Raw genomic sequence first — 24011 nt, forward strand, 5'->3', positions numbered from 1 at the left:
CGGCGGTGGTCCCACGCCGTGCGGATCAGGGTCGGCCCGGCACCTGTCGAGGCCGCTGGCCGCCGCCGAGGTCGAGCGCGGCGCGGTCAGCGGCCGAGGTGCCGGACGACCAGCCCTCGGCGTCGCGGACGCTGAGCCGGTGTCGGGTGACACCCGGAAAGAGGGCGCCCAGCCGCTCCTGGACCGCCTCGCCACGGGCGGCGAGCACCGGTAGCAGACGCTCCGGGCCGGCCGTCTCGGCAGCCGCCTGGTCGGCCGCCTCGGTGGCCGCGCGCAGCCGCTCACCGATCCGCAGCGCGAACGCGTTGACGAAGGACTCGTCCCACACCTTCGTCCGCCGGCCCGACCCCGGCCGGCGCTCGGTGCGCCCGCGCAGCATCGCGGCGGTGGCCTGCACCAGCAGCGAGGTGTAGAGCAGCTCCACCGCCACGAGATCCGCCGGCCACCCCAGCACGGTGGTGAAACCGAGGTCGTCGGACCAGACCGCCTCGCACCGGTTCGCCGCCGCCACCTCCTGCACCAGCAGCGCCTTCGCCCCCGCGTACGGGGTCTCGGTGCCCAGCCGGACCCCGCCCGGCACATCGCCGGGCTCCGCCCCGGCGGCCAGCAACGCCTCGTCGATGCTGTGCCGGGCGATCAGCTCCTGCGCCTTCCCGGTCAACGCCTCCGCCTCGGCCGGGAAGGTGGTCGACTCGGCCTTCGCGAGCAGCGCGCGTACCCGGTCCAGCATCGGCGACCCGCTGCGGACCGTACCGGCGGTGCGGGGGATCGTCGCCCCGGTCGAGCCGGGCGGCGGGCGCAGCACCGCGATCGGCGGCAGGCTCTCCACCAGCGCGAGCACGTCGACAGCGGCCCGGAGAGCGTCGGCCCGGTCCAGTCCCTCCGCGGCGGTCCAGGCGGCCAGCAGGTCGTCGCCGTCGTCCCGGCCCTCGGCGGCCAGAGCACGTAGCTGGTCGTCCCACCAGTCGGGGACCGGCCCGGCCTGCTCGCGTCGCTGAGCGGCCAGCGCGTCCCGGACCAGCCGGGCCGCCCGTGCGTCGAGCCGCCGCGCGGTGATCCGGTGCACGTCGACCGGCTGCCAGCCGCCTGGCCAGAGCTGCCCGAGGCCACGGACCAGCCGACGCCGCAGGGCCGCGTCCACCGCCGTGGCGCCGTCCGCCGCGCCGGTGCCGACCATCAGCCGGTCCAGCTGCCGTTCGGCCTGTCGTACGTCGGTGCCGCGCACCGCCGCGAGCGCGTCGGCGACGAGTTCGTCCGCGTCCGGCACAGGCACCTCCTTCGGTCTCCGCTGCCGGCGAGGCATCCGGCCGCCCCACCCAATGATCATGCCGGCACGGCTTCGGCGGGCATGACTCGGCCAGTTTGGGGTAGTTCGGCCGTGACCCGGGCGGATGCGAGGTGTGTGGTGGTCGGTTCGAGCCTGCCGCGAGGGCGTCCCGTCGCCGCGCCGGACCGCCGGTCGTCCACGCTCGCGGGCGTCCTGATCGGGGTCGCGATCATGGCCGCCGTGGACGAGATCGTCTTTCACCAGTTGCTGGCCTGGCACCACTTCTACGACCGGTCCACCCCGTCGGTGGCGCTGCTCTCGGACGGGCTGCTGCACGCCGCTGAGGTGATCGCCCTGGTCGGTGGGTTCTTCTGGTTCGCCGATCTGCGCCGACGGCTGGCCCTGTCACCCCGGCTGGTCTGGGGTGGCTTCCTGCTCGGCGCCGGAGGATTCCAGCTCTTCGACGGGCTGGTCGACCACAAGGTGCTCCGGGTGCACCAGATCCGCTACGGCGTCCACCTGGTGCCGTACGACGTGGTGTGGAACGTGGGCGGCGCGGTCCTGCTGCTGGCCGGCGCGGCGCTGGTCTGGCGGACGCGGTCCCGCCGACCGGATGACGGCCCCCGGTGACGGCAGTCGCTCCGGGCCGGGCGGCGGTGGTGCCATGGGCGCACGGGGGCCACCCGGCGGACGGGCCGGGCTGGTTGCCGCTGCTCCCGGTCGCGGTGCTGGCCGTCGGCTACCTGCTGGCCGCCGTACGCGACCCGCGTGGCTGGGACCATCGGCGTACTCTCGCCTGGCTGGCCGGCTGCACCGTGCTGGCGGTCGCGGTCGGGCCGCTGGCCCACCTCTCGGACGACCCGCGCGGGCACATGGCGCAGCACCTGCTGCTCGGCATGTTGGCACCGCTCGGGCTGGTCCTCGGCGCCCCGGTGACGCTGCTGCTGCACGTCGCGCCCACCTCGACGCGTCGGCGGGTGGGCCGGCTGCTGCGCGCCCGCGCGCTGCACCTGATCGCCCACCCGGTCACCGCCGCGCTGCTGAGCACGGGTGGGCTGGCGCTGGTGCTGCTCACCCCGCTGTACGCGACGGCGGAACGCCAGCCAGCCCTGCACCACGGCGTACACCTGCACTACCTGGGCGCGGGCTACCTGTTCGCCTGGTCGCTGGCCGGGCCGGACCCCGCGCCCCGCCGCCCCGGGCTGGCCGTGCGGGTCGGCGCGCTGCTCGGCGCGTCGGCTGGCCACGCCGCGCTCGCCAAGTACCTCTACGCGCAGGCCGGCACCCTGCCCCCGGGGCTGACCGACCCGGACGCCGCGGCGTTCGGGTCGGCCGCCCACCTCATGTACTACGGCGGCGACGTCGCGGAGCTGCTGCTGGCGGTGGCACTCTTCGCAACCTGGTACCACCGCTCCCGCCCACCCCTGGTGAACAGGAGGTTCGCGTCACAACACCGCGATGCCGTGACGCGAACCTCTTGATCAACTTTGTGCGGGCGGGGCCGCCAGGGCGGCGGAGAGCCGCCGGAAGAACGCGCGGATGTCGTCCTCGCTGTGGTGCGTCTCGGCCTGGTCGTTCAGCGGGCCCGAGTAGAGCAGCGCCTGCTCCAGCGCGTCCCGCGTCTCGGCCCGGCCACCCGGGTAGAGCCCGGCGGCCACCCCGTCGGCGACCCGGGTCACCACCGAATCGTCGAGCGACCTGTCGAACTGGACCCCGTAGAGGATCCCGTTGACGTGGCCCTTCCAACTGTCCGTACCCATGCTCGTCGACTCCCCTAGAAGATCCGGCCGCCATCCCAGCCCAGAATCGGAACCCCGTTGACGCCGTTGCGTTTGAACTCGGCGTCGAGATTGGCCATGTGGCTGGGCTCGGGCTGGTAATGACCGCTGCGCGCCGTGGCGTACTGGACCCTACCGTCCTTGACGACCAGCTCGCCGGCCGCGGCGACCGGGTTTCCGCCGCCCAGAGTGGAGTGGTGGAAGTCGCCGACCTTCTGGTAGTTGGACGCGTAGAGGTTGCCGTTGCGGTCCATCACGAAGATCGCTTGACCGTTTCCGCTGAACACGGTCTGCGCGCTCGACGTGTCGAACGGCTCGCCGTTGCGCGCGCTGCGCAGCACGCCGTTGCTGTCGAAGAAGACCCGGTGCTGTTCCAGCTCCTCGGGGCTGAGCCGGCGCACGGCCGTCGGAAAGTGCCCTCCGGGCAGATGCTCGTTGCGGTACTTGTCGAGCATCGGCTTGGTGTTGGAGTAGCGCGGGGTGGTGTGCGGGCCGGGCACGCCGGGCCGCTTCGGGCCGCCGCGCTTCGCGCCCTTTCGGGTGAAGCGGCGCAGCAGTGTCTTCGCGCGCTTCAACAACTGCGGGATGATCTCCTTGACGACCTTCTCAATGACCTCCTTGATGACCCGCTGGATCGCCATCCGGGCCAGGCCGATCGAGACGGGGATCTGGGCCAGCGAGGCGCCGAAGCTGGGTGCCGCCGCCGCCAACGCGATCGCCACCTGAATGACCAGGATCGTCAACTGGACGATCACGATGATCTTCTGCGTCAGGGTGATGATGGCCATCACCAGCAACGCCATGCCGATCAGCTCGGCCGCCTGCGCGCCGTCCTCCATGCGGCGCGGCGCACCCTCCTCGTCCTGCCACGCCTGCTCGAACGCCCGGATGTCGTCGCCGCTGTTGGTCGTGCTGACCTGCGCCGCGCCCGCCTGGGCCTCCCCGACCGCCGTCCGCAGCCGGCCGGCGAACGCGAACCACATCTGGGACGCCTCGAACAGCAACTCCTCGTCGGCGGTCGGCCAGGTGAAGCCGACCCAGCCCAGCGCCTCGGCGAGCTCAGGAGGAAGCTGCATACCCACTGGGCAGCTCCATCCTCGTGAAGAGTTCCGCGTTGGCGAGGTCGGTCGCCTCGTGCGCGTCGGCACCGAGGTCGAGGTTCTCGGCGGCCTCCAACAACTGGTCGGCCATCGACCGGTACACGTCGAGCGCATGCGTCAGGACCTCGACGTACACGGCCCCGAAGAGGGAGCCCGCCTCGTCGGCGCCCCAGGGATTACCCGCTCCGTTCACCGTCGACTCGAGACCGCTGACCGCCTCGCCGAGCTGCTGGCCGGTTGTCGCGATCGACGCGGCTGCGGCGTGCAGAGCGTCGACGTCCACCTGAATTCCGTCGGACATGGCTCAGCGACGATCCATCCGGCGGGTGGCCGCGTCCAGGTCGCCGATCATCTGTTGGAAGCCACGGAACGCCTGCTCGGAGACCCGTTCGAGCTGCTGGGTGAGGGCCGTGCCGTCGACCTGGGCCCCGGCCGTCAGGTCGGCCCGGCGGGCGCGCTCGTCGGCCTGTGCCGCCTGGACCGCCTCCAGGACGTACTCGGCGATCGTGCTCGTGCCGGCCCGGGACAGGCTCGGGTCGATCACCAGCGTCTGCAGGGCGCCGAACGCGGAGACCTCCGCCTCGACGAGACCGTCACCGCCGGTGCCCCGCCCGACCATCTGCTCGGCGTCCGGCGCGGGCCCGTCGCCGTCACCCGGCTGCGCCGTGACAGCACCTGTTGCCTGGCTCAGCAGGCGCATCGCCTCTTCGAGCGAGCTGCTCAGGCCGGACGGATCAATCCCGCTCGCCATGCACGTCCCCCCACGTCCGCAGTCCACCGTCGGTGCACGACCGTATCAATGCGGCACCCGCACGGCTGCCCCGGAAGTCGACTGTGGATCAGTCCCAGGTGGACAGAACGTCCTCGACCGGCGCGACGTCGCGCCCCGGGTCGGGTGCCGGGGTAGGTGGGCCCGCCGGCGTACGGTCGAAGCGGGGTGCCGGCGCCGGTTGGATCTCGCCGTCGACCTCGACGAACGTCCCCCGGGCCGCGTTGTGCGGGTGCCGGTGCGCCTCGCCCGGGGCCAGCACGGGGGCGACGCAGGCGTCCAGGTCGGCGAAGACCGCCGTCCACTCGTCCCGGGTCCGCTCGGCGAACCGTTCGGTGAACCGCCTCCGCAGCTCGTCCCAGCCGCTCGGGTCGTACTGGTCGGCCAGCTCCGCCTCGTCGGCCAGGCCGAGACCCGCCAGCAGTACGGCGTAGAAGGCCGGCTCCAGCGCCCCGACGGCTATGAAGCCGCCATCGGCGGTGGCGTACGTGTCGTAGAAGGGCGCTCCTCCGTCGAGCAGGTTCCGCCCGCGCGGGGCGGCCCACAGGCCGGTGCCGAGCAGCCCGTGCAGGAACGAGGTGAGCAGCGCCGATCCGTCCACCATGGCCGCGTCGACGACCTGGCCGACGCCGGAGCGTTCCCGCTCCAGCAGTGCGGCCAGCACACCTACGGCCAGCAACATGCCGCCGCCGGCGAAGTCACCGATCAGGTTCAGCGGCGCGTGTGGGCGTGCGTCGGCTCGACCCAGGGGCTCCAGCGCCCCGGCGACCGCGATGTAGTCGATGTCGTGGCCGGCCCGAGCCGCCAGCGGGCCGTCCTGGCCCCAGCCGGTCATCCGCGCGTACACCAGCCGGGGGTTGCGGGCCTGGCAGATGTCCGGGCCGAAGCCGAGCCGCTCGGCGACCCCCGGCCGGTACGCCTCGACGAGCACGTCAGCCCGATCGATGAGGCGCAGCAGGTCGGCCACACCGGCCGGGGACTTCAGGTCCAGCGCGGTGACCCGCCGGCCGCGCTGCAACGGTCCACCGGTCGGCGCGGCGAGCCGCCCGTCTCCCGGGCCGCCCGGCCGGTCGACGCGTACCACGTCCGCCCCGAGGTCGGCGAGCACCATGCAGCCGAACGGGGCCGGCGCGAGGCTGGCCAGCTCGACCACCCGCACCCCGGCCAGCGGCCCGCCGCGCGCCGCCGTCACGCGACGCCAACCGGCTCAGCGAGCCGGTCCGCCAGGTCGGCGGGAGGCGTGAACCGGTCGCCGTACCGTTCGGCCAGCTCGGCGGCGCGGGCCGCGAAACCGGCCGGGCCGCCCGCGTACTGCCGGACGTAGCGGATCACGCCGCCCGTCCAGGCGGGGAAGCCGATGCCGAAGATCGAGCCGATGTTGGCGTCGGTCTCGGTACGCAGCACCCCCTCGTCGAGGCAGCGCAGCGCGTCCAGCGCCTCGGCGAAGAGCATCCGTTCCTGGAGGTCGGTGAACGGCACCGCCTGGCCGGCGTCGGTGACCAGGTCGGCGAGGCCGGTCCACAATCGACCCCGGACGCCGTCGTCGTAGGAGTAGAAGCCGCGTCCGGCGGCGCGGCCCGGCCGGTCGTACGCGTCGACCAGCTCGTCGACGAGCCGGTGCGCGGGCAGCGGCAGGTACTCCTCGCTGGCCGCCTCGAACTGGCGGCGGATCCGCTGGATCAGGGTGAGGCTCACCTCGTCGGCCAGCGCGAGGGGCCCGGTCGGGTAGCCGGCCTGCAACGCGGCCTGTTCCACCGACGCGGCCGGTACGCCGTCGGCGACCATGCCGACCGCCTCGTCGATGAACCGGCCGATGACGCGGCTGGTGAAGAAGCCCCGGCCGTCGTTGACCACGATCGGGGTCTTGCCGATCCGCCGGCCCAGGTCGAACGCGCGGGCCAGGGCGGCGTCCCCGGTCCGTTCGCCCACCACGATCTCCAGCAGCGGCATCCGGTCCACCGGCGAGAAGAAGTGCATGCCGATGAAGTCGGCCGGCCGGTCCACGCCGGCGGCCAGTTGAGTGATCGGCAGGGTGGAGGTGTTGGAGGCGAGCAGCGCGCCCGGCGCGAGCACCGGCAGCACCTCGGCGAAGACGGCCTGCTTCAGGGCCGGGTCCTCGAAGACCGCCTCGATGACGGCGTCGCAGCCGGCGAGCGCGTCCACCTGGTCGGTGGTGGTGATCCGGTCCAGCACCGCGCGGGCGTCGGCTTCCGTGGCGCGGCCCTTGCGGACCCGGCGGGCCAGCAGTCGTTCGGCGTGCTCCCGGGCCCGCCCCGCGGCCTCCGGCGACACGTCCCGGACCACCACGTCGAGGCCGGCGCTGGCGCAGGCGTACGCGATGCCGGCGCCCATCATGCCGGCGCCGAGCACCGCCACCCGCCGCACCGGCGGGACGTCCACGGCCGGTCGGGCGGCGCCGCCGTTGACGGCCTTGAGGTCGAAGAAGAACGCGCCGATCATGTTCTTGGCGACCTGCCCGGTGAGCAGGCCGATCAGGTGTCGGGTCTCCACGGTGAACGCGGTGTCCAGGTCGACCTGTGCGCCCTCGACGGCGGTGGCCAGGATCGCCTCGGGCGCGGGCAGCCGGGCGCCCTTGAGCTGCTTGCGCAGGGTGGCCGGGAAGGCGGGCAGCTGCGCGGCCAGCGAACGGCTGGCCGGGGTGCCACCGGGCATCCGATAGTCCGGCCGGTCCCACGGCTGGGCCGGGTGCGGGTTGGCAGCGATCCAGGCCCGCGCGCGATCCAGCATCTCCGCCTCGGTGGCGACGACCTCGTTGACGATCCCGGCGGCCAGGGCGTCGGCCGGGCGCATCCGCCGGCCGGTGAGCAGCACCGTGGTCAGCGCCCCGGCCAGGCCGAGCATCCGCACCGTCCGGGTGACGCCGCCGGCCCCGGGCAGCAGACCCAGGGTCACCTCGGGCAGCCCGAGCCGCGAGTCGGGCGCGTCCAGCGCGATGCGGTGGTGGCAGGCGAGGGCGATCTCCAGGCCGCCGCCGAGCGCGGAGCCGTTGACCGCCGCGACGACCGGTCGGCCCAGCGTCTCCAGTCGGCGCAGGTCCCGCTTGATGGTGCCGAGCAGGTCCGCCAGCGCGGGCGCGTCGGCGCGGGTGGCACGGATCATCTCGGGCAGGTCGCCGCCGGCGAAGAACGTCGACTTCGCGCTGGTCACGATGACACCGGCGAGATCGTCCTCGGCCTCCAGCCGGTCCAGCACCGCGCTCATCGATGCCGCGTACGCCCGGTTCATGGTGTTGGCGGACTGGTCGGGGTCGTCCAGGGTGAGCGTGACGATGCCGTCGGCGCTGCGGTCGTACCGGATGGTGGTGGTCATTGGTCCTTTTCCCCCGGGTCAGCAGCGCTCGAGAACGGTGGCGACGCCCATGCCGCCGCCGATGCAGAGGGTCACCACGGCGCGGCGCAGGTCGCGGCGCTCCAACTCGTCCAACGCCGTGCCGAGCAACATGGCTCCGGTGGCGCCCAGCGGGTGGCCGAGAGCGATCGCGCCGCCGTTGACGTTCACGCGGTCCGGGTCGAGGCCCAGGTCGCGGACGTACTTGAGGACCACGGCCGCGAACGCCTCGTTGATCTCGAACAGGTCGATGTCGTCGAGGGTCAGCCCGGCGACGGCGAGCGCCTTGTGGGTGGCCGGGATCGGGCCGGTCAGCATGAGCGTCGGGTCGGCGCCGGTGACGGCCGCGCCGACGATCCGGGCGCGCGGGGTGAGGCCGAGGTCCTGCCCGACCTGCTCCGAACCGATCAACACCAGCGCCGCGCCGTCCACGATGCCGGACGAGTTGCCGGCGTGGTGGACGTGCTCGATGGCCTCCAGCCAGTGGAACTTCTGCAACGCGACCGCGTCGAAGCCCGCGGCCTCGCCCATGGTGGCGAAGGACGGGGTGAGCCGAGCGAGGGCCTCCCGGGTCGTCTCCGGGCGGGGGTGCTCGTCGACCGTCAGGATGTCCAGCCCGTTGCCGTCGCGGACCGGTACGACCGAGCGGGCGAAGTGCCCGCCGGCCCACGCCTTGGCGGCCCGCTCCTGCGACCGCAGCGCGTAGCCGTCCACGTCGTCGCGGGTGAAGCCCTCCAGGGTGGCGATCAGGTCGGCGCTGACGCCCTGCGGCACGAACGACGTGGCCAGCGCGGTCTGCGGGTCGGTGGCCCAGGCCGCGCCGTCGGAGCCCATCGGCACCCGGGACATCGACTCGACCCCGCCGGCGAGCAGCAGGTGCTCCCAGCCGGAGCGGATGCGCGCGGCGGCGGAGTTGACCGCCTCCAGACCGGAGGCGCAGAACCGGTTGAGCTGCACCCCGCCCACCTCGTCGGGCAGCCCGGCCAGCAGCGCGGCGGCCCGCGCCAGGTCGCCGCCCTGCTCGCCGACGGGGGTGACGATGCCGAGCAGCAAGTCCTCCAACCGGCCCACGTCCAGGCCGGGGTTGCGCTCGCGCAGCGCGTCGATCAGGCCGACCACCAGCGAGATCGGCTTGACCCCGTGCAGCGCGCCGGTGTCCCGGCCGCGTCCGCGCGGGGTGCGGACCGCGTCATAGACGTACGCCTCAGAGGGCACGGGCGATCAACTCCTTCATGATCTCGTTGGTGCCGCCGTAGATCTTCTGGACGCGGGCGTCGGCGTACATCCGGGCGATCGGGTACTCCGTCGTGTAGCCGTAACCGCCGAACAGTTGCAGGCACCGGTCGATGACCTCGCACTGCCCGTCGGTGAGCCACGACTTCGCCATCGCGGCCGTGGCGACGTCCAGGTCGCCACGGGTGTGCCGGACGATGCAGTCGTCCAGGAAGACCCGGCTGACCCGGGTGCGGGTGGCGCACTCGGCGAGCACCATCCGGGTGTTCTGGTGCCCCATCAGGGTCTTGCCGAAGGCGGTGCGCTCCTTGGCGTACGCCACGGTCAGCTCGACCGCGCGTTCCATCGCGGCCACCGCGCCGACGCCGATGACCAGCCGTTCCTGCGGAAGTTGCTGCATGAGTTGGATGAAGCCCAGCCCCTCGGCACCGCCGAGCAGGTTGGCCGCCGGCACCCGGAACTCGTCGAAGAACAGCTCGGCGGTGTCGTTGGCGTGCAGCCCGATCTTGGACAGCAGCCGGCCCCGGCGGAAGCCCTCCGGGTCGCCACCCACCTCGCACACCAGCAGCGAGACGCCGGCCGCCCGCTGCTCGGGGTCGGTCTTCACGGCCACCAGAATCAGATCGGCCAGGCCGCCGTTGGTGATGAACGTCTTCGCGCCGGTGACCAGGTAGTCGTCGCCGTCGCGGACCGCCCGCGTGCGCATCGCCTGGAGGTCCGAGCCGCCGTCAGGCTCGGTCATCGCGATCGCGCCGACCAGTTCACCGCTGCACAGGCCGGGCAGCCACCGTCGCTTCTGCTCCTCGCTGCCGTACGCGACGAGATAGCCCGTCACGATGCCACTGTGGACGGCCAGCCCGAGGCTGCTCTCCCCGGTGTACGCCTGCTCGTGCAGCAGCACCGCCTCGTGGGTGAAGCCGCCGCCTCCGCCGCCGTACTCCTCGGGGACCGACAGGCCGAGCAACCCCAGCTCACCGGCACGCCGGTAGTGCTCGCGGTCCGGGTGCCCCTGGGCCAGCAGGCGGTCCGTGTGCGGCAGCACCTCCTTGGTGAAGAAGGTGCGGGCCAGGTCGGCGAGGTCGTCGTGCTCAGGTTCGCGCCAGGGCGAGGGGGAGCCATCGAGCGTCGGCATGTGCACCACCCTCGCGCGCTGTTGGCGGCATGTCAATAAGTCTGGATCAGCAGCCGGGCACAGGCTTCCGGGTCGTCCGCGAAGGGCAGATGTCCGCAGCCCGCCAGCGGCACGTGCCGGGCCGCCGGCAGCGCCGCGCGGGCCCGCCGGGCCTGACTGGGGTACGGCAACACGAGATCGCGCGTACCCCAGGCGACCGTCACGGGGATGTCGTCGAGCGCGCCGGCCGTCCCTCGACGGAGCTGCCATCCGGCGAACGCGGCGCGGGCCACCGCGAAGCCGGGCGCGTCAGCCAGTGCCGCCGCCGAGTCGACGCACTCATCGGGGTCGAGGTGACCCGGGTGGCCGTAGAACAGGCCGCAGAACGCCACCCGCCCGGCCCGGCTCGCCAGCAGCCGGGGCAGTGCCGGCCGCAGCCCGCCAGCCGCCGACCGGGCCCCGCCGACCGCCAGTTGACACCAGCGTCGCCCGACCGGCCCCCAGAACCCGATGGGCGAGAACGCGGTCACCGAGTGGGCCAGCCCGCGTCGCCCCAACTCCAACGCGATGCCGCCACCGAGCGAGTTGCCGGCAACGGCGGGCCGGCGCACGCCCAGCGCGTCCAGGAACGCGGCGACCCGATCGGCCAGGTGCTCCACCGACCCGGGGGCCGCCTGCGCCAGCGGCTCGGGTGGCGTCGGCGGCTTCGGCGGCTTTGATGGCTCCGACGGCTTCGGTGGCTCGGGCCACGGTGGTGAGGCGCCGAAGCCGGGCAGGTCCAGCGCGATCACGTCGCGGTGTCGGGCCACCTCGTCGAGCACCGGTTCCCACACCTGCCACCGACTACCGATGCCGTGGATGAGCACCAGCGGCGGTCCATCACCACGCCGCGAGTGAGCGAGCCAGTCCGGGTCCCCACGGTGCATCCACCCACCCTCACACGCCGGGCTCACATTCAACTCCTGCCGATGGGCGAGGATCGTGCCATGAGTGCCACACCGCCGGCTCTGCTCGACGGAGCCCGGGTCACGATGTTCGCCAATCTGGGACGAGAGCAGTCGCCGACCGGTGCGACGCGCCACTCCGTCGGCAACTTCGCTGACGTGGTCGTACGCCTCGCGATCGCCTGCTACGACGGCGATACCGACCGCTACCTCTTCTACTGCAACCGGAAGTGGGAGGTTGTGGCAGACACGTGTCATCCGACGGAGAGGGAGGCCGTCGCCCAGGCGGAGTTCGAGTTCCGGGGCGTGACGTTTCTGCGAGTGCCGCCGAGCGAACCTGGTGACCCGACGGCGTGAGGCGGCCGTCCCGAGCAGATCCGCGGGTGCGTGAAGGTGGCGCCGCGTGACCTACTCCGGCTCGTCGCCATCGGTAGGGCGCGGTGGGCGGTGCTCGGCGATCCACGCCTCCACGTCGGCGCGCAGCCAGACCGTGGTGCCATGCAGCCGTTGAAACGGCGCGGGGAAGGTCGGATAGCGGATGAGCTGACGCATCCGGGTCCGGCTCACGCCGCCGAGCAACTCCTGTAGCTCGTGCGGGCCGACCAGCGGACCCGGGACCTCACCCATCACTCGACGGTAGGGCGATCAGGAATGCCGAATTGCGTCTACCTACTTGCGCAGCCCGTTCGAGTGGGCGAGGGTAGAGCCACGACAAGAAAGATGACGAGAAGGGCTGGCCGATGGATCAGGCGACGGAGTTGGCGTGGCTTCGGGAGCGGGTCGGGGGATTGGAGACGGCGCTGCACTGCGCACGGAGAGAGTTGTTCGATCTCCGTTGTCGGCTGACGTTGATCGGCCGGGTCGTCCAGGACATCGACCGGGTGCAGCGAGCCCCGGGCGTCGCAGTGGGTGCGATCAACGCAGCCCTGTACTCCGAGACGTCCAACCTGCGGCATCTCGGCCGGCACCTGATCCGGCGTCAGCGCGGAATTCAGTGATCAGTTGATGCTCAGCAGCTCAGGAACGGCGCTGATAACTGGTGAGCATCAAGTGATCAAGGTGAGGGTGGCGGCTTGCTAGTTGCGGGCCGACTCACGTCGTGCCGAGGCCGCCAGCCGCTCGGCGAGTGCGACGACGCGGTCGCGGAGCTCGTCCGGGCGTTCGATGACGAACGGCAGGTCGAGCGCGGCGAGCACGCCGGGCAACCAGTCGAGGCTCTCTGCCCGGATCTCCACGTCCTGCCAGCCTTCGTCCGCACCCTCTCGCACCTCGGCGATGCTGGCCGGTAGTCGTCTGCGTATCTGCTCGACTGTTCCTTGTATCCGCAGCGACACCGCATGCTGGTACGGCGCTTGTGCCATCGAGGTGAGAAGGCGCCCGGCCGGATCGTTTCCGGCGGGCGGCTCGAACGAGCCCGGCAGCGCTCTCGCGTCCGCGATGCGGTCGAGTCGAAGGGTGCGGTCCTCGCCGATCTCCGGATCGACCCCGGTGACATACCACCGGCCGGCATGGTTGACCAGCCCGAACGGATGCAGCACGCGGACGCTACGCCTGCCGTCGCCCGAGGTGTAGTGCAGCGAGATCGGCCGGTGATGGCGGACCGCCTCAGCGACGGCGAGTAGTACCTCGGTCTGCGGTGCAGGGAAGTCACCGGGTTCGGCGGTGAAGGCGAGGGACTGGAGTGCGGCGTCCAGCCGGTCCGCGGTCCGCGACGGTAGGACGCGGCGGATCTTCGCGGCGGCTGTTTCGCCCGCCGCGCCTGTTGCCGTCGCCAACCCGGCACGGCGGCCGGCGATCAGGCCGAGTAGGACGGCCAAGGCTTCGTCGTCGCTGAGCATCAGCGGCGGCAGTCGATAGCCGGCGGCGAGCCGATACCCGCCGTAGCGACCGCGCACCGACTCCACCGGCAGGTCCAGGTCGACCAGATGACTCACGTAGCGCCGCACCGTGCGCGGTTCGACACCAAGGCGCTCGGCAAGCTCGGCCATCGTCCGGACGCCGCCGGACTGCAGGAGCTCCAGCAGTGCGAGCACCTGGGCTGTCGGTCGTGCCACGGTCCGAACTTTATCAAAATACTGGACCAAATCTGTCCAGTATTTGCCCTAGCGTGATCTCCACAGACCGGTACCGACCGTACTGAGCAGGGAGAAGACATGGACTTCGTCTCCATCCGCATCATCACCGACGAGATCAACCGCCTGGTCGGCTTCTACGAGAAGATCACCGGCGTGCAGGCGGCCTGGGGCAACGAGGACTTCGCCGAGTTGCGCACCGCCCACGGCACGCTGGCGATCGGCAGCACCCGCACCGTCCCACTGTTCGCGCCAGGCTCCGCCCGCCCGGCCGACAACCACAGCGTCATCATCGAGTTCCTCGTGGAAGACGTGGACGCGCTCTACGAGAGACTGAAAAGCGTGGTGGAGGACTTCGTGAACGAGCCCACGACCATGCCCTGGGGTAACCGAGCCCTGCTCTTCCGCGACCCCGACGGCAACCTGGTCAACTTCTTCACTCCGGTGACCCCCGAGGCGATCGAGAGGTTCCGCCGTTGATCGGTCGGCGCGGCCTCGAGGCCGGCGGCTCCGACAAGGCATGGGGGACGTCGATGCCGAAGCTGGCGGCGTGAGCTGCCGATAGGGTCGGGCAGATGAGTGTCGAGACGGCTCCGCGCCGCCGCAGGTTGGAGCCGGACGCCCGGCGCGGGCAGATCCTGGCCTGCGCGGTCCGGCTGTTCGGCGAGCGGCCGTACGCGGACGTGTCGACCACCGACGTCGCCCGGGAGGCGGGTGTCGCCCGGGGCCTGGTCAACCACTACTTCGGCACCAAGAAGGACCTTTACCTGGAGGTCGTCCGGGTCATGGTGACCATCCCCGAGGTTGCCCTGGAACGACTGCCCAAGGGTGACCTGCGGACCCGTGTGGATGCCAGCGTCGCGTGGTTCCTCGACGTGGTGTCGCGGCACAGCACCTCCTGGTTGGCCGCCGTCACCGCCCGGGGGATGGGTGGCGACGCCGACGTGGAGCGGGTGCTCGCCGAGGCGGAGGAGGTCGCCGCCGACCGGATGCTCGTCGCCGTCGGGCTGGCCGAGGAGGCGGAGCACCACGAGGAGTTGCGGGGGATGGTCCGGGCGTACGGCGGGCTGGCGACGTCCACCGCCCGGGAGTGGCTCCAGCGTGGGGCGTTGACCCGGCCGCAGGTCCACCTGCTGCTCACCACCACCCTGCTGACCATCGTCGAACAGGTCGTCCCACAGGTCATCGCGGCCAGCGACCCGTCCTGACCGCAGCCGGCGAAGGCTTTTCAGCGACGCCAGAACTGGCGGGGCGCGAACCCGTCCCGTCGCAGCCAGTGCTCGGTATAGACGATCCGTTCCGCCTCGATGACCACGAGGGTGTCCTCGGGCGGCTCGGACAGCGGTCGCCCCCGCTCGGCGTGCTCGTTCTCCCAGCGGAACGCCGACCGCGAAGCCGAGCGGGTAGTACCGCACCGGCGTGGCCAGCGGCCCGTCCGGACCCGTGGTGGCGAGCACGCACATGTTCTGCGACGACAGTAGGTTGTGAATGCGCTCTTCAAGTCGTTCACGGTCGAGCCGCTTCGCCGGCGTGGGTCCAGCCAGCCACGGATTCGTCAACGGCATGAAACCCTCGCGACCATGGCGAGCACCCTACCCACGTGGCCCCGCCGGGCGGCTACAGGATCGGCGGGGTGCGCTCGCATCGTTGGCGAGCCGCCAACAAGCTGTTACGGTCGGCCGCACCGCCGAGGGAGCCCGCCATGACCGACAGCGCAGCGACCGCCCGACGTCCCGGTCGGGTGCGGGTGGCGATCATCGGCTCCGGGTTCGGCGGGGTGGCGGTGGCCGCCGCGCTGCGCCGCACCGGCGACGCGGATGTGGTGCTGCTGGAGCGGGCCGACCGGATCGGCGGCGTCTGGCGCGACAACACCTACCCGGGCTGCGCCTGCGACATCCCGGCGCCGCTCTACTCGTACTCCTTCGCGCTGAACCCGGACTGGTCGCGGCGCTTCCCGCCGCACTCGGAGATCCTGGATTACCTGCACCGCTGCGTGACCGAGCTGGGGCTTACCGACAGCGTGCGGTTGCGTACCGAGGTCACCGACGCGTCGTGGGACGAGGCCGGCGCGTGCTGGCGGCTGCGTACCGCCGATGGCGCCGAACTGACGGCGGACGTACTGGTCCCGGCGGTCGGGCAGCTCTCGCGGCCGGTGGTGCCGACGCTCCCGGGCGCGCAGCGGTTCGCCGGGCCGGCGATGCACACGGCCCGGTGGGACCCGACGGTACGACTGGACGGCGCCCGGGTGGCGGTGATCGGCACCGGCGCCAGCGCGGTGCAGTTGGTGCCGGCCATCGCGGACCGGGCGGCCCGGGTCACCGTCTTCCAGCGCACTCCGCCCTGGACGCTGCCCAAGCCGGACCGCCGGCACGGGCGGCTGGGCCGGGCGCTCTACCGGCGGGTGCCGGCGCTGATGCGGGTGCCCCGGGCGGCGTTCTGGTCGGTCACCGTGTTCACCGGGCTGGCGGTGACCGGCAACCGGGTCGCCGCGGCGGTGCTGCGGGGTGTGTCGCGGGCGCAGCGGTGGTGGCAGGTACGCGACCCGGAGCTGCGCGCCCGCGTCACGCCGGTCGAGCCGATGGGCTGCAAGCGGGTGTTGTTCACCAACGACTGGCTGCCCGCCCTCGGTCGGGATGACGTCGAGCTGGTCACCGAGGCGATCGTCGAGGTGACCGAGGACGGCATCCGCACCGCCGACGGCCGGGTCCACCCCTGCGACGTGCTGGTCTACGGCACCGGCTTCGCGGCCACCGACTTCCTGGTGCCGATCCGGGTCACCGGACGCGCCGGCCGTCAGCTCGGCGAGGAGTGGCGCGACGGCGCGTACGCGTACCTCGGGATGGCCGTGCCCGGCTTTCCCAACCTCTTCCTCATGTACGGCCCGAACACCAACACCGGCAACACGTCGGTGATCTACTTCCACGAGGCGCAGGCCCGGCACATCGCGCAGGCGGTGCGCCTGCTCGCCGCCGGTGGCGAACCTCTGGAGGTACGCCCCGAGGTGGCCGCCGACTACGACGCGGAGCTGCAACGCCGGCTCGCCGCGAGCGTGTGGACCGCCTGCCGGAGCTGGTACCGCACGGCCACCGGCCGGATCGTCACCAACTGGCCGGGGATGGCCGCCGAGTACCGCCGCCGTACCGCCCGGCTGGATCCGGCCGACTACGGCCGCGTGACGTGATCGATGCTCAGGCGGCGCGGCGGCCGGTCTGCGCGGCCGGGGCGGCGTAGCGGTCGGCGGCCTGCGCGGGGTACGCCCCGGAGTGCACCACCCGCAGTGGCCGTTCGGTCTCGTCCGCGCCGAACCTCCAGCGCGACGGCGTCGGCTGCCGCTGCGGCGCGGGTCCGCCGGGGCGCAGCCCGGGCCGGGACAGCAGGGCGGTGATCAGGTAGCCGACCACCAGGAACCCGTGGCTGACCAGGCGCTCCCCACCCACCGAGCCGGTGGCGAGGTCGTTGACCGAGAGCAGCAGGAGCGTGCCGACGAACGCGCTGAGCATCGGCAGGAGACCCGCCGGAGGGCTGCGGCGTACCGCCACGAAGAGGAAGCCGGCCCCGACCGCCACGTTCCAGGCGGCCGACTCGTGCCACAGGTGCTGGCCGGCGGCGTGCACGTGGTCCGCGCTCGCTCCCCGGCCCACCTGGGCCAGTCCGAGCACGAGCTGGACCGCGCCGAGCAGCCCGAGCGCCGCGCGCAGCCCGACGACCAACCCGGCGCGGCCGGGCAGGCGGGGTCGCCAGCGCGACCGGCCAGCCGGCGGCGTGTCACCGGCGTCGGCAACCGCGTCGCCAGCGGCGCTGCCACCGACGGCGGCCAGGATCGCGTCGGTCCGGTCGGGCACCTCAATGACCAATCGGGTACGAACGCGGCGCGTCACCGCGACCGCCGCCGCGAACCAGGCCCGGCACTGGGCGCACTCGTCCAGGTGCCCCTGCGCCGCCGCCCCTTCGGCGGCGGTCTCCTCCCCGTCCAACTGCGCGGACAGGACCTCCCGCCACTGCTCACACCCCATGTGTGGGTAGTCGGTCCGCAGGCCGCTCCGGTTCCCGGCGACCGTCACGCGTTGTGGAATACTCGCCGGATCATGACGCGCTACGGCCTGCTGATCCTGCCCGCCACCAACCGGGTGTACGCCCGCTCCGCCATCGACCTCACCAGGGCCGAGCTGGAGATCTTCGGCCGGTCGGCGCTCGACGGTCGGATCGGCGAGCTGGACACGGAGGTCGTCGGCGGGGCGACCTACGTCACGTTCAGCGGTGACGGGCTGACCGAACGGGACCTGGCCGTCCTGGGCAACCTCTCCGCCGGGTACGCGCTGTTCGAGATCGTCGGCGACCTGCTGCGCCCGGTCGAGTGGAGCCGGCTGGACCGCTACGACGACGATCTGCTCACCATCCAGAAGTACCCCGGCAAGACCAACGAGCAGTTCACCAAGCTGCTGCTCAACGTCACCCTGCTCGCGTCGGACTGGGCCGGCGAGCTGACCAGCCGCCGGTTCCGGGTGCTCGACCCCCTCTGCGGTCGCGGCACCACCCTCAATCAGGCGCTGATGTACGGCTTCGACGCCGCCGGGATCGAGCGCGACCAGAAGGACGTCGAGGCGTACCGCGCGTTCGTCACGACCTGGCTGAAGCAGAAGCGGGTCAAGCACCGGGTGCTGGAGTCGGGGCCGGTGCGGCGGGAGCGCAAGGTGGTCGGCCGGCGGGTGCGCATCGAGTTGGCGCCGACCCGCGAGGAGCACAAGGCGGGCCGTACGCAGTTGCTCGACGTCGTCAACGCCGACACCACCCGCGCGGGGGAGTTCTTCCGGCCGGAGACCGTCGACCTGGTGGTCGCCGACGCGCCGTACGGCGTGCAGCACGGCAGCCGTACCGCCGATCAGGGTCTGACGCGTGACCCGCTGGCGCTGCTCGCGGACGCCGCGCCGGTCTGGGCCCGGCTGCTGCGCCCCGGCGGGGCGCTGGGCATCTCGTGGAACACCCACGTCGCCAGCCGCGACGACGCGGCGGCGGCACTGGCCGACGCCGGCCTGACAGTTGTCGACGCGGAGCCCTACCGCGCGCTGCGGCACCGGGTGGACCAGTCGATCATGCGCGACGTGCTGGTGGCCCGCCGCCCGGCCTGACCGGCCGCCCATCCCCTTCGGGCCCTTTGCTCTGCTTCAACCGGCGCAACAGTGTCGGTGCCTCGCTGTCGCCTCCGTTGAAGCAGAGCAAAGGGTGGACAGCCACCCCTCGTCTCCCCGGCTGACGCGCCTCTGTGCCGCATTTCACCTGTTCATGGGCAGGTGTGAAAACCGCGTCAAGAAAAGGTTCGCCGCCGTCATGGTCGCGTTATGACCCCTGCCGTCCGGCGGGTGGTGGGGCTTTGATTGCCCGGCGCGACCGGAAGGCGGTCGCGACGAACCTTTCCGGTTAGAGGAGTCAGCGTGTCTGACGTGGTGTTCGTGGTCCTCACGGTGGCGCTGTTCGCAGTGCTCGCCCTGGTGGTCCGGGCGGTGGAGAAGCTGTGAACGCGGTCAACGCCGTCGGTCTGGTGCTCGCGATCGTCCTGGGCGCGTTCCTGGTGTTCGCCCTGCTGTTTCCGGAGCGCTTCTGATGACCATGACAACAGCGGGCGTCATCTTCGTGCTGACGCTGGTGGCGGCCCTGGTCGCCGTCTACAAGCCGTTCGGTGACTACATGTTCCGGGCGGTCTCCGGGACGAAGCAGTCGCGAATCGAGCGGGGGATCTACCGCCTGGTCGGGGTCAACCCGGCCGCCGAGCAGACCTGGGGCGTGTACGCCCGCAGCGTGCTCGCGTTCTCCGCGGTCTCGATCCTGTTCCTGTACCTGTTCCAGCGGGTGCAGAACCACCTGTGGCTGTCGCTGGGCTTCGACCCGGTGGTGCCGCACGGCGCGTGGAACACGGCCGTGTCGTTCGTGACCAACACCAACTGGCAGTCGTACTCGGGTGAGTCGACGATGGGCCACCTGGTGCAGATGGCCGGTCTCGCCGTGCAGAACTTCGCCTCGGCGGCGGTCGGCATCGCGGTGGCGGTCGCGCTGGTACGCGGCTTCGCCCGCAGCCGCACCGGGCAACTCGGCAACTTCTGGGTCGACCTGACGCGGATCGTGCTGCGCATCCTGGTGCCGATCGCGGTCCTCGGGGCCATCGTATTGATGATCGGCGGGGTGGTGCAGAACCTCTCCGGCGGCACCGACGTGAGCACGCTGACCGGCGGCACCCAGACCATCACCGGCGGCCCGGTCGCGAGCCAGGAAGTGATCAAGGAGCTGGGCACCAACGGTGGCGGCTTCTACAACGTCAACAGCGCCCACCCGTTCGAGAACCCCACGACCTGGACGAACTGGTTGCAGATCTTCCTGATCCTGCTGATCCCGTTCAGCCTGCCCCGGGTGTTCGGCCGGATGGTCGGGCAGAACCGGCAGGGTTACGCCATCGCCGCGGTGATGGGCATCCTCGCGTTCCTCAGCGTCGCCATCACCAACATCTTCGAGCTGGCCGGCCACGGCACGGTCCCGCAGGCGGTCGGTGCGGCGATGGAGGGCAAGGAGGTGCGGTTCGACGTGTCGAACTCGGCCACCTTCGCCGCCGCCACCACGCTCACCTCGACCGGAGCGGTCAACTCGTTCCACGACTCGTTCACCTCGCTCGGCGGCATGATGACGATGGTCAACATGATGCTCGGCGAGGTCGCGCCCGGCGGCACCGGTTCCGGCCTCTACGGCCTGCTGATCCTCGCGGTGATCACGGTGTTCATCGCCGGCCTGATGGTCGGCCGCACCCCCGAGTACCTGGGCAAGAAGATCGGGTCGCGGGAGATCAAGTTCGCCTCGCTGTACTTCCTGATCACGCCGATCCTGGTGCTGGTCGGCACGGCGGCGGCGTTCGCCACCGGCAACAACTCGACGGCGCTCAACGTCGGCCCGCACGGCCTCTCCGAGGTGCTGTACGCGTTCACCTCGGCCAGCAACAACAACGGTTCCGCCTTCGCCGGCATCACGGTGAACACCACCTGGTGGGACACCGCGTTGGGGCTGTGCATGCTGCTGGGCCGGTTCCTGCCGCTCATCTTCGTGCTCGCGCTGGCCGGCTCGCTGGCCCGCCAGGCACCCACCCCCGCGTCCGAGGGCACCCTGCCGACCCATCGACCGCTGTTCATCGGCATGGTCGTCGGCGTCACGGTGGTTCTCGTCGCGCTGACCTTCCTGCCCGCGCTCGCGCTCGGCCCGCTGGCAGAAGGGCTCTGACCATCATGAGGAACGAGGACATGTCCGTCACGTCCGCCCCGACAGAGCAACTGCCAGGCACCCCGGCAACGCAGGGCAACCGGGTCGGCGGGGGCCTGCTCGACCCCCAGCAACTCATCCGGTCCCTGCCGGACGCCGTACGCAAGCTCAACCCGACCACCCTGTGGCGCAACCCGGTGATGCTGATCGTGGAGATCGGCGCGGCCTTCACCACCGTCCTGGCGGTGACCGACCCGTCGGTGTTCGCCTGGGCGATCACCATCTGGCTCTGGCTGACCGTGATCTTCGCCAACCTGGCCGAGGCGGTCGCCGAGGGCCGGGGCAAGGCCCAGGCCGCCGCGTTGCGACAGGCCAAGCAGGACACCATCGCCACCCGGCTGGTCGACTGGAAGCCGGGCGCGCGGGCCAACACCTACCGCGACGAGGCGGTGCCCGCGCCGCAGCTGCGCCAGGGCGACATCGTGCTGGTCGAGGCGGGCGGCATCATTCCCGGCGACGGCGACATCGTGGAGGGCATCGCGAGCGTCGACGAGTCGGCCATCACCGGCGAGTCGGCCCCGGTCATCCGGGAGTCCGGCGGGGACCGCAGCGCGGTCACCGGCGGCACGAAGGTGCTCTCCGACCGGATCATCGTGAAGATCACCCAGAAGCCGGGGGAGAGCTTCATCGACCGGATGATCGCCCTGGTCGAGGGCGCCAACCGGCAGAAGACGCCGAACGAGATCGCGCTGAACATCCTGCTCGCCGCGCTCACGATCATCTTCCTGCTGGCCGTGGTCACCCTTCAGCCGCTGGCGATCTTCTCCAAGGCGTACCAGGCGGCCGCGCCGGACAGCGGGGCGATCACCGGTTCCGGTGTCACAGGTGTCGTGCTGGTCTCGCTGCTGGTCTGCCTGATCCCCACCACCATCGGCGCGCTGCTGTCGGCCATCGGCATCGCCGGCATGGACCGGCTGGTGCAGCGCAACGTGCTGGCCATGAGCGGCCGGGCCGTCGAGGCGGCCGGCGACGTCAACACCCTGCTGCTGGACAAGACCGGCACCATCACGCTGGGCAACCGGCAGGCCGCCGAGTTCGTCCCGGTCGAGGGGGTCGACGCGGCGTGCCTGGCCGACGCCGCGCAACTGTCCAGCCTGGCCGACGAGACCCCGGAGGGGCGCTCGGTCGTCGTCCTGGCGAAGAACGAGTGCGGGCTGCGCGAGCGCGAGCCGGGCGTGATGCCGCACGCCACGTTCGTGCCGTTCACCGCGCAGACCCGGATGAGCGGCGTCGACCTGACCCCGGACGCCAGCGTCGACGGCGGCGCGTCGGGCACGGGCCGCCGGGTCCGCAAGGGCGCCGCCGCCGCGGTCATGAAGTGGGTACGGGAGAACGGCGGCCACCCGACCGAGCAGGTCGGCGAGATCGTGGACGGGATCAGCAGCACCGGCGGTACGCCGCTGGTCGTCGCCGAGCACGTCGACGGTGAGCCGGCCCGCGCCCTGGGCGTCATCCACCTCAAGGACGTCGTCAAGTCCGGCATGCGGGAGCGGTTCGACGAGATGCGCCGGATGGGCATCCGTACCGTGATGATCACCGGCGACAACCCGCGTACCGCGAAGGCCATCGCCGACGAGGCCGGGGTGGACGACTTCCTGGCCGAGGCGACGCCGGAGGACAAGCTCGCGCTGATCAAGCGGGAGCAGGAGGGTGGCCGGCTGGTCGCGATGACCGGTGACGGCACCAACGACGCGCCGGCGCTCGCGCAGGCCGACGTCGGGGTGGCCATGAACACCGGTACGTCGGCCGCCAAGGAGGCCGGCAACATGGTCGACCTCGACTCCGACCCGACCAAGCTGATCGAGATCGTGGAGATCGGCAAGCAGTTGCTGATCACGCGTGGGGCGCTGACCACGTTCAGCATCTCCAACGACATCGCGAAGTACTTCGCGATCATCCCGGCCATGTTCGCCGGCCTCTACCCGAGCCTGGACGCCCTGAACATCATGCGGCTGGCCAGCCCGGAGTCGGCGATCCTGTCCGCGGTCATCTTCAACGCCCTGGTGATCATCGCGCTGATCCCGCTCGCCCTGCGCGGCGTGCGGTACCGGCCGGCCGCCGCGTCGAAGCTGCTCAGCCGCAACCTGCTGGTGTACGGGCTGGGCGGCATCATCGTGCCGTTCATCGGGATCAAGCTCATCGACCTGCTCATCCAGTTCATCCCGGGGATTTCGTGATGCGCCTACCCACCTGGCTCGCCCAACACCTCGCCGCCCTGCGTGCCCTGCTCGTCTTCACGGTGCTGCTCGGGCTGGTCTACCCGCTGGCCCTGGTCGCGCTCGGTCAGCTGCCCGGCCTCAACCACAAGGCCGACGGCTCGCTGATCACCGTGGGCGGCAACACCGTCGGCAGCTCGCTGATCGGCCAGTCCTTCACCGACGCGGACGGCAACCCCGTCCCGCGCTACTTCCAGTCTCGCCCGTCGGCCGCCGGTGACGGCTACGACCCGACGTCCACCTCGGCCAGCAACCTCGGCCCGGAGAGCGTGGTCGACACCGTGGCCACCGACCCGGAGGAGTCCAGCGAGAGCCTGCTCACCCAGGTCTGCGGGCGCAGCAAGGCCGTCGGCGAGCTGAACGGCGTCGACGGCCGCCGCCCCTACTGCACCGACGACGGGGTGGGCGCGGTGCTCGCGGTGTTCCGTGCCGACGGTCTGACCGGCCCGGTCACCCGGGTGGTAAGCGTCAACCAGGTCGCCCCGGCCACACCGTTCGTCACCTCGTACCAGGGGGTGACAGTGGAGCTGGCCCAGCCCGGCGAGGACTACATCGCGATCGGCGGGGTCATCACCCCGATCCGGGGCGACGCGCCGGCCGACCCGGCGGTGCCCGCCGACGCGGTCACCGCCAGCGGCAGCGGCCTCGACCCGCAGATGAGTCCCGCGTACGCCGAGCTGCAGGTGAACCGGGTCGCGCGGGAGCGCGGCGCGGACCCGGCGGCGGTCCGCAAGCTGGTCGAGGAGCACACCGACGGGCGTGGGCTCGGGTTCATGGGTGAGCCCGGAGTCAACGTGCTGGAGCTCAACATCGCCCTCGACCGGCAGTTCGCCGCGCGCTGAGCACCCCCGCGGGCGGGGCCGTGCCGACCGGGCACGGC

25 protein-coding genes and 1 pseudogene are annotated in these 24011 nt (G+C 71.8%); 12 read left to right on the plus strand and 14 right to left on the minus strand.

What is annotated here, in order from left to right; all coding sequences use genetic code 11:
• Positions 1–25: 25 nt before the first annotated feature.
• Positions 26–1267: a DUF2786 domain-containing protein gene (locus AB0J68_RS05710; protein WP_363936434.1), complete on the minus strand. Its 1242-nt coding sequence runs from the start codon at positions 1265–1267 to the stop codon at positions 26–28.
• Between the two features lie 138 nt (positions 1268–1405).
• On the opposite strand from AB0J68_RS05710, the gene AB0J68_RS05715 reads away from it, so the two are divergent.
• Both AB0J68_RS05715 and AB0J68_RS05720 read left to right on the plus strand, forming a co-directional pair.
• Complete coding sequence (locus AB0J68_RS05715; RefSeq protein ID WP_354855552.1) at positions 1406–1897, plus strand: DUF2243 domain-containing protein; 492 nt, start codon at positions 1406–1408, stop codon at positions 1895–1897.
• Entirely contained in the window at positions 1894–2748 is an 855-nt protein-coding gene (locus AB0J68_RS05720; protein WP_363936437.1) for a cytochrome c oxidase assembly protein, read from the plus strand. The genes AB0J68_RS05715 and AB0J68_RS05720 overlap by 4 nt, the downstream gene beginning before the upstream one ends.
• Here AB0J68_RS05720 and AB0J68_RS05725 read toward each other — a convergent pair whose 3' ends face one another.
• From AB0J68_RS05725 to AB0J68_RS05765, 9 genes are all read right to left on the minus strand, one after another.
• Positions 2749–3027, minus strand: coding sequence for a hypothetical protein (locus tag AB0J68_RS05725; RefSeq protein WP_354855554.1), 279 nt, complete (start codon positions 3025–3027; stop codon positions 2749–2751).
• A gap of 14 nt (positions 3028–3041) precedes the next feature.
• Entirely contained in the window at positions 3042–4127 is a 1086-nt protein-coding gene (locus tag AB0J68_RS05730; RefSeq protein WP_355134485.1) for a hypothetical protein, read from the minus strand.
• The gene (locus AB0J68_RS05735) at positions 4105–4446 is read right to left on the minus strand and encodes a hypothetical protein (protein ID WP_354855556.1); all 342 of its coding nucleotides are present in this window, start codon (positions 4444–4446) and stop codon (positions 4105–4107) included. Before AB0J68_RS05735 ends, AB0J68_RS05730 begins: the two co-directional genes overlap by 23 nt.
• A gap of 3 nt (positions 4447–4449) precedes the next feature.
• Positions 4450–4896, minus strand: coding sequence for a YbaB/EbfC family nucleoid-associated protein (locus tag AB0J68_RS05740; protein WP_363936441.1), 447 nt, complete (start codon positions 4894–4896; stop codon positions 4450–4452).
• A gap of 88 nt (positions 4897–4984) precedes the next feature.
• The gene (locus AB0J68_RS05745; protein WP_363936444.1) at positions 4985–6106 is read right to left on the minus strand and encodes a CaiB/BaiF CoA-transferase family protein; all 1122 of its coding nucleotides are present in this window, start codon (positions 6104–6106) and stop codon (positions 4985–4987) included.
• Complete coding sequence (locus AB0J68_RS05750; protein ID WP_363936447.1) at positions 6103–8244, minus strand: 3-hydroxyacyl-CoA dehydrogenase NAD-binding domain-containing protein; 2142 nt, start codon at positions 8242–8244, stop codon at positions 6103–6105. Before AB0J68_RS05750 ends, AB0J68_RS05745 begins: the two co-directional genes overlap by 4 nt.
• An 18-nt stretch (positions 8245–8262) precedes the next feature.
• Positions 8263–9477 carry an acetyl-CoA C-acetyltransferase gene (locus AB0J68_RS05755; protein ID WP_354855560.1) on the minus strand — a complete coding sequence of 405 codons (1215 nt, stop codon included), beginning with the start codon at positions 9475–9477 and terminating at the stop codon, positions 8263–8265.
• On the minus strand, positions 9467–10627 hold the full coding sequence (locus AB0J68_RS05760) for an acyl-CoA dehydrogenase family protein (protein WP_354855561.1): 1161 nt from the start codon (positions 10625–10627) through the stop codon (positions 9467–9469). The genes AB0J68_RS05755 and AB0J68_RS05760 overlap by 11 nt, the downstream gene beginning before the upstream one ends.
• 32 nt (positions 10628–10659) lie before the next feature.
• Positions 10660–11532, minus strand: coding sequence for an alpha/beta fold hydrolase (locus AB0J68_RS05765; protein WP_354855562.1), 873 nt, complete (start codon positions 11530–11532; stop codon positions 10660–10662).
• A gap of 42 nt (positions 11533–11574) precedes the next feature.
• Between AB0J68_RS05765 and AB0J68_RS05770 the strand changes: the two genes are divergently transcribed.
• The gene (locus tag AB0J68_RS05770; RefSeq protein ID WP_363936451.1) at positions 11575–11907 is read left to right on the plus strand and encodes a hypothetical protein; all 333 of its coding nucleotides are present in this window, start codon (positions 11575–11577) and stop codon (positions 11905–11907) included.
• Between the two features lie 51 nt (positions 11908–11958).
• Here the strand turns inward: AB0J68_RS05770 and AB0J68_RS05775 are convergent, their stop codons facing one another.
• Positions 11959–12177, minus strand: coding sequence for a hypothetical protein (locus tag AB0J68_RS05775; protein WP_354855564.1), 219 nt, complete (start codon positions 12175–12177; stop codon positions 11959–11961).
• A 113-nt stretch (positions 12178–12290) separates the two neighbouring features.
• Between AB0J68_RS05775 and AB0J68_RS05780 the strand changes: the two genes are divergently transcribed.
• Entirely contained in the window at positions 12291–12548 is a 258-nt protein-coding gene (locus AB0J68_RS05780) for a hypothetical protein (protein WP_355066642.1), read from the plus strand.
• Positions 12549–12626: 78 nt separating this feature from the next.
• Here the strand turns inward: AB0J68_RS05780 and AB0J68_RS05785 are convergent, their stop codons facing one another.
• Positions 12627–13583 carry a YafY family protein gene (locus AB0J68_RS05785; RefSeq protein WP_363936454.1) on the minus strand — a complete coding sequence of 319 codons (957 nt, stop codon included), beginning with the start codon at positions 13581–13583 and terminating at the stop codon, positions 12627–12629.
• A gap of 120 nt (positions 13584–13703) precedes the next feature.
• Here AB0J68_RS05785 and AB0J68_RS05790 point away from each other — a divergent pair, with 120 nt between their 5' ends.
• On the plus strand, positions 13704–14102 hold the full coding sequence (locus tag AB0J68_RS05790; RefSeq protein ID WP_355066640.1) for a VOC family protein: 399 nt from the start codon (positions 13704–13706) through the stop codon (positions 14100–14102).
• 95 nt (positions 14103–14197) lie between these two features.
• Complete coding sequence (locus tag AB0J68_RS05795) at positions 14198–14830, plus strand: TetR/AcrR family transcriptional regulator (RefSeq protein WP_363936456.1); 633 nt, start codon at positions 14198–14200, stop codon at positions 14828–14830.
• 20 nt (positions 14831–14850) lie between these two features.
• On the opposite strand, the pseudogene AB0J68_RS05800 reads toward AB0J68_RS05795, so the two are convergent.
• Positions 14851–15187, minus strand: a pseudogene (locus AB0J68_RS05800) (pyridoxamine 5'-phosphate oxidase family protein).
• 137 nt (positions 15188–15324) lie between these two features.
• Between AB0J68_RS05800 and AB0J68_RS05805 the strand changes: the two are divergent.
• Positions 15325–16803: an NAD(P)/FAD-dependent oxidoreductase gene (locus AB0J68_RS05805; protein ID WP_363936457.1), complete on the plus strand. Its 1479-nt coding sequence runs from the start codon at positions 15325–15327 to the stop codon at positions 16801–16803.
• A gap of 7 nt (positions 16804–16810) precedes the next feature.
• Here AB0J68_RS05805 and AB0J68_RS05810 read toward each other — a convergent pair whose 3' ends face one another.
• Positions 16811–17683 carry a zf-HC2 domain-containing protein gene (locus tag AB0J68_RS05810; RefSeq protein WP_363936460.1) on the minus strand — a complete coding sequence of 291 codons (873 nt, stop codon included), beginning with the start codon at positions 17681–17683 and terminating at the stop codon, positions 16811–16813.
• A 24-nt stretch (positions 17684–17707) separates the two neighbouring features.
• Here AB0J68_RS05810 and AB0J68_RS05815 point away from each other — a divergent pair, with 24 nt between their 5' ends.
• The 5 genes from AB0J68_RS05815 to AB0J68_RS05835 all read left to right on the plus strand — a co-directional run bounded on the left by AB0J68_RS05815 (position 17708) and on the right by AB0J68_RS05835 (position 23973).
• Positions 17708–18748: an SAM-dependent methyltransferase gene (locus tag AB0J68_RS05815; RefSeq protein WP_355066636.1), complete on the plus strand. Its 1041-nt coding sequence runs from the start codon at positions 17708–17710 to the stop codon at positions 18746–18748.
• A 383-nt stretch (positions 18749–19131) separates the two neighbouring features.
• Positions 19132–19221, plus strand: coding sequence for a K(+)-transporting ATPase subunit F (gene kdpF, locus AB0J68_RS05820; protein WP_036390805.1), 90 nt, complete (start codon positions 19132–19134; stop codon positions 19219–19221).
• Complete coding sequence (gene kdpA / locus AB0J68_RS05825; RefSeq protein ID WP_355066635.1) at positions 19221–20876, plus strand: potassium-transporting ATPase subunit KdpA; 1656 nt, start codon at positions 19221–19223, stop codon at positions 20874–20876. The genes kdpF and kdpA overlap by 1 nt, the downstream gene beginning before the upstream one ends.
• A gap of 20 nt (positions 20877–20896) precedes the next feature.
• The gene (kdpB, locus tag AB0J68_RS05830) at positions 20897–23092 is read left to right on the plus strand and encodes a potassium-transporting ATPase subunit KdpB (RefSeq protein ID WP_363936464.1); all 2196 of its coding nucleotides are present in this window, start codon (positions 20897–20899) and stop codon (positions 23090–23092) included.
• Positions 23092–23973 carry a potassium-transporting ATPase subunit C gene (locus AB0J68_RS05835; protein WP_355066633.1) on the plus strand — a complete coding sequence of 294 codons (882 nt, stop codon included), beginning with the start codon at positions 23092–23094 and terminating at the stop codon, positions 23971–23973. The genes kdpB and AB0J68_RS05835 overlap by 1 nt, the downstream gene beginning before the upstream one ends.
• The last annotated feature ends 38 nt before the right edge of the window (positions 23974–24011 follow it).

It is taken from the genome of Micromonospora sp. NPDC049580 (assembly GCF_040675595.1).
Classification (GTDB): domain Bacteria; phylum Actinomycetota; class Actinomycetes; order Mycobacteriales; family Micromonosporaceae; genus Micromonospora.

What these genes read in the sequence shown, in the direction of transcription:
- kdpB (WP_363936464.1), top strand. Translation starts at nt 20,897, where the DNA reads ATGTCCGTCACGTCCGCCCCGACAGAGCAACTGCCAGGCACCCCGGCA.
- AB0J68_RS05815 (WP_355066636.1), top strand. Translation starts at nt 17,708, where the DNA reads ATGACGCGCTACGGCCTGCTGATCCTGCCCGCCACCAACCGGGTGTAC.
- AB0J68_RS05765 (WP_354855562.1), bottom strand. Translation starts at nt 11,532, where the DNA reads ATGCACCGTGGGGACCCGGACTGGCTCGCTCACTCGCGGCGTGGTGAT.
- AB0J68_RS05835 (WP_355066633.1), top strand. Translation starts at nt 23,092, where the DNA reads ATGCGCCTACCCACCTGGCTCGCCCAACACCTCGCCGCCCTGCGTGCC.
- AB0J68_RS05760 (WP_354855561.1), bottom strand. Translation starts at nt 10,627, where the DNA reads ATGCCGACGCTCGATGGCTCCCCCTCGCCCTGGCGCGAACCTGAGCAC.
- kdpA (WP_355066635.1), top strand. Translation starts at nt 19,221, where the DNA reads ATGACCATGACAACAGCGGGCGTCATCTTCGTGCTGACGCTGGTGGCG.
- AB0J68_RS05750 (WP_363936447.1), bottom strand. Translation starts at nt 8,244, where the DNA reads ATGACCACCACCATCCGGTACGACCGCAGCGCCGACGGCATCGTCACG.
- AB0J68_RS05795 (WP_363936456.1), top strand. Translation starts at nt 14,198, where the DNA reads ATGAGTGTCGAGACGGCTCCGCGCCGCCGCAGGTTGGAGCCGGACGCC.
- AB0J68_RS05780 (WP_355066642.1), top strand. Translation starts at nt 12,291, where the DNA reads ATGGATCAGGCGACGGAGTTGGCGTGGCTTCGGGAGCGGGTCGGGGGA.
- AB0J68_RS05740 (WP_363936441.1), bottom strand. Translation starts at nt 4,896, where the DNA reads ATGGCGAGCGGGATTGATCCGTCCGGCCTGAGCAGCTCGCTCGAAGAG.
- AB0J68_RS05725 (WP_354855554.1), bottom strand. Translation starts at nt 3,027, where the DNA reads ATGGGTACGGACAGTTGGAAGGGCCACGTCAACGGGATCCTCTACGGG.
- AB0J68_RS05790 (WP_355066640.1), top strand. Translation starts at nt 13,704, where the DNA reads ATGGACTTCGTCTCCATCCGCATCATCACCGACGAGATCAACCGCCTG.
- AB0J68_RS05775 (WP_354855564.1), bottom strand. Translation starts at nt 12,177, where the DNA reads ATGGGTGAGGTCCCGGGTCCGCTGGTCGGCCCGCACGAGCTACAGGAG.
- AB0J68_RS05735 (WP_354855556.1), bottom strand. Translation starts at nt 4,446, where the DNA reads ATGTCCGACGGAATTCAGGTGGACGTCGACGCTCTGCACGCCGCAGCC.
- AB0J68_RS05770 (WP_363936451.1), top strand. Translation starts at nt 11,575, where the DNA reads ATGGGCGAGGATCGTGCCATGAGTGCCACACCGCCGGCTCTGCTCGAC.
- AB0J68_RS05805 (WP_363936457.1), top strand. Translation starts at nt 15,325, where the DNA reads ATGACCGACAGCGCAGCGACCGCCCGACGTCCCGGTCGGGTGCGGGTG.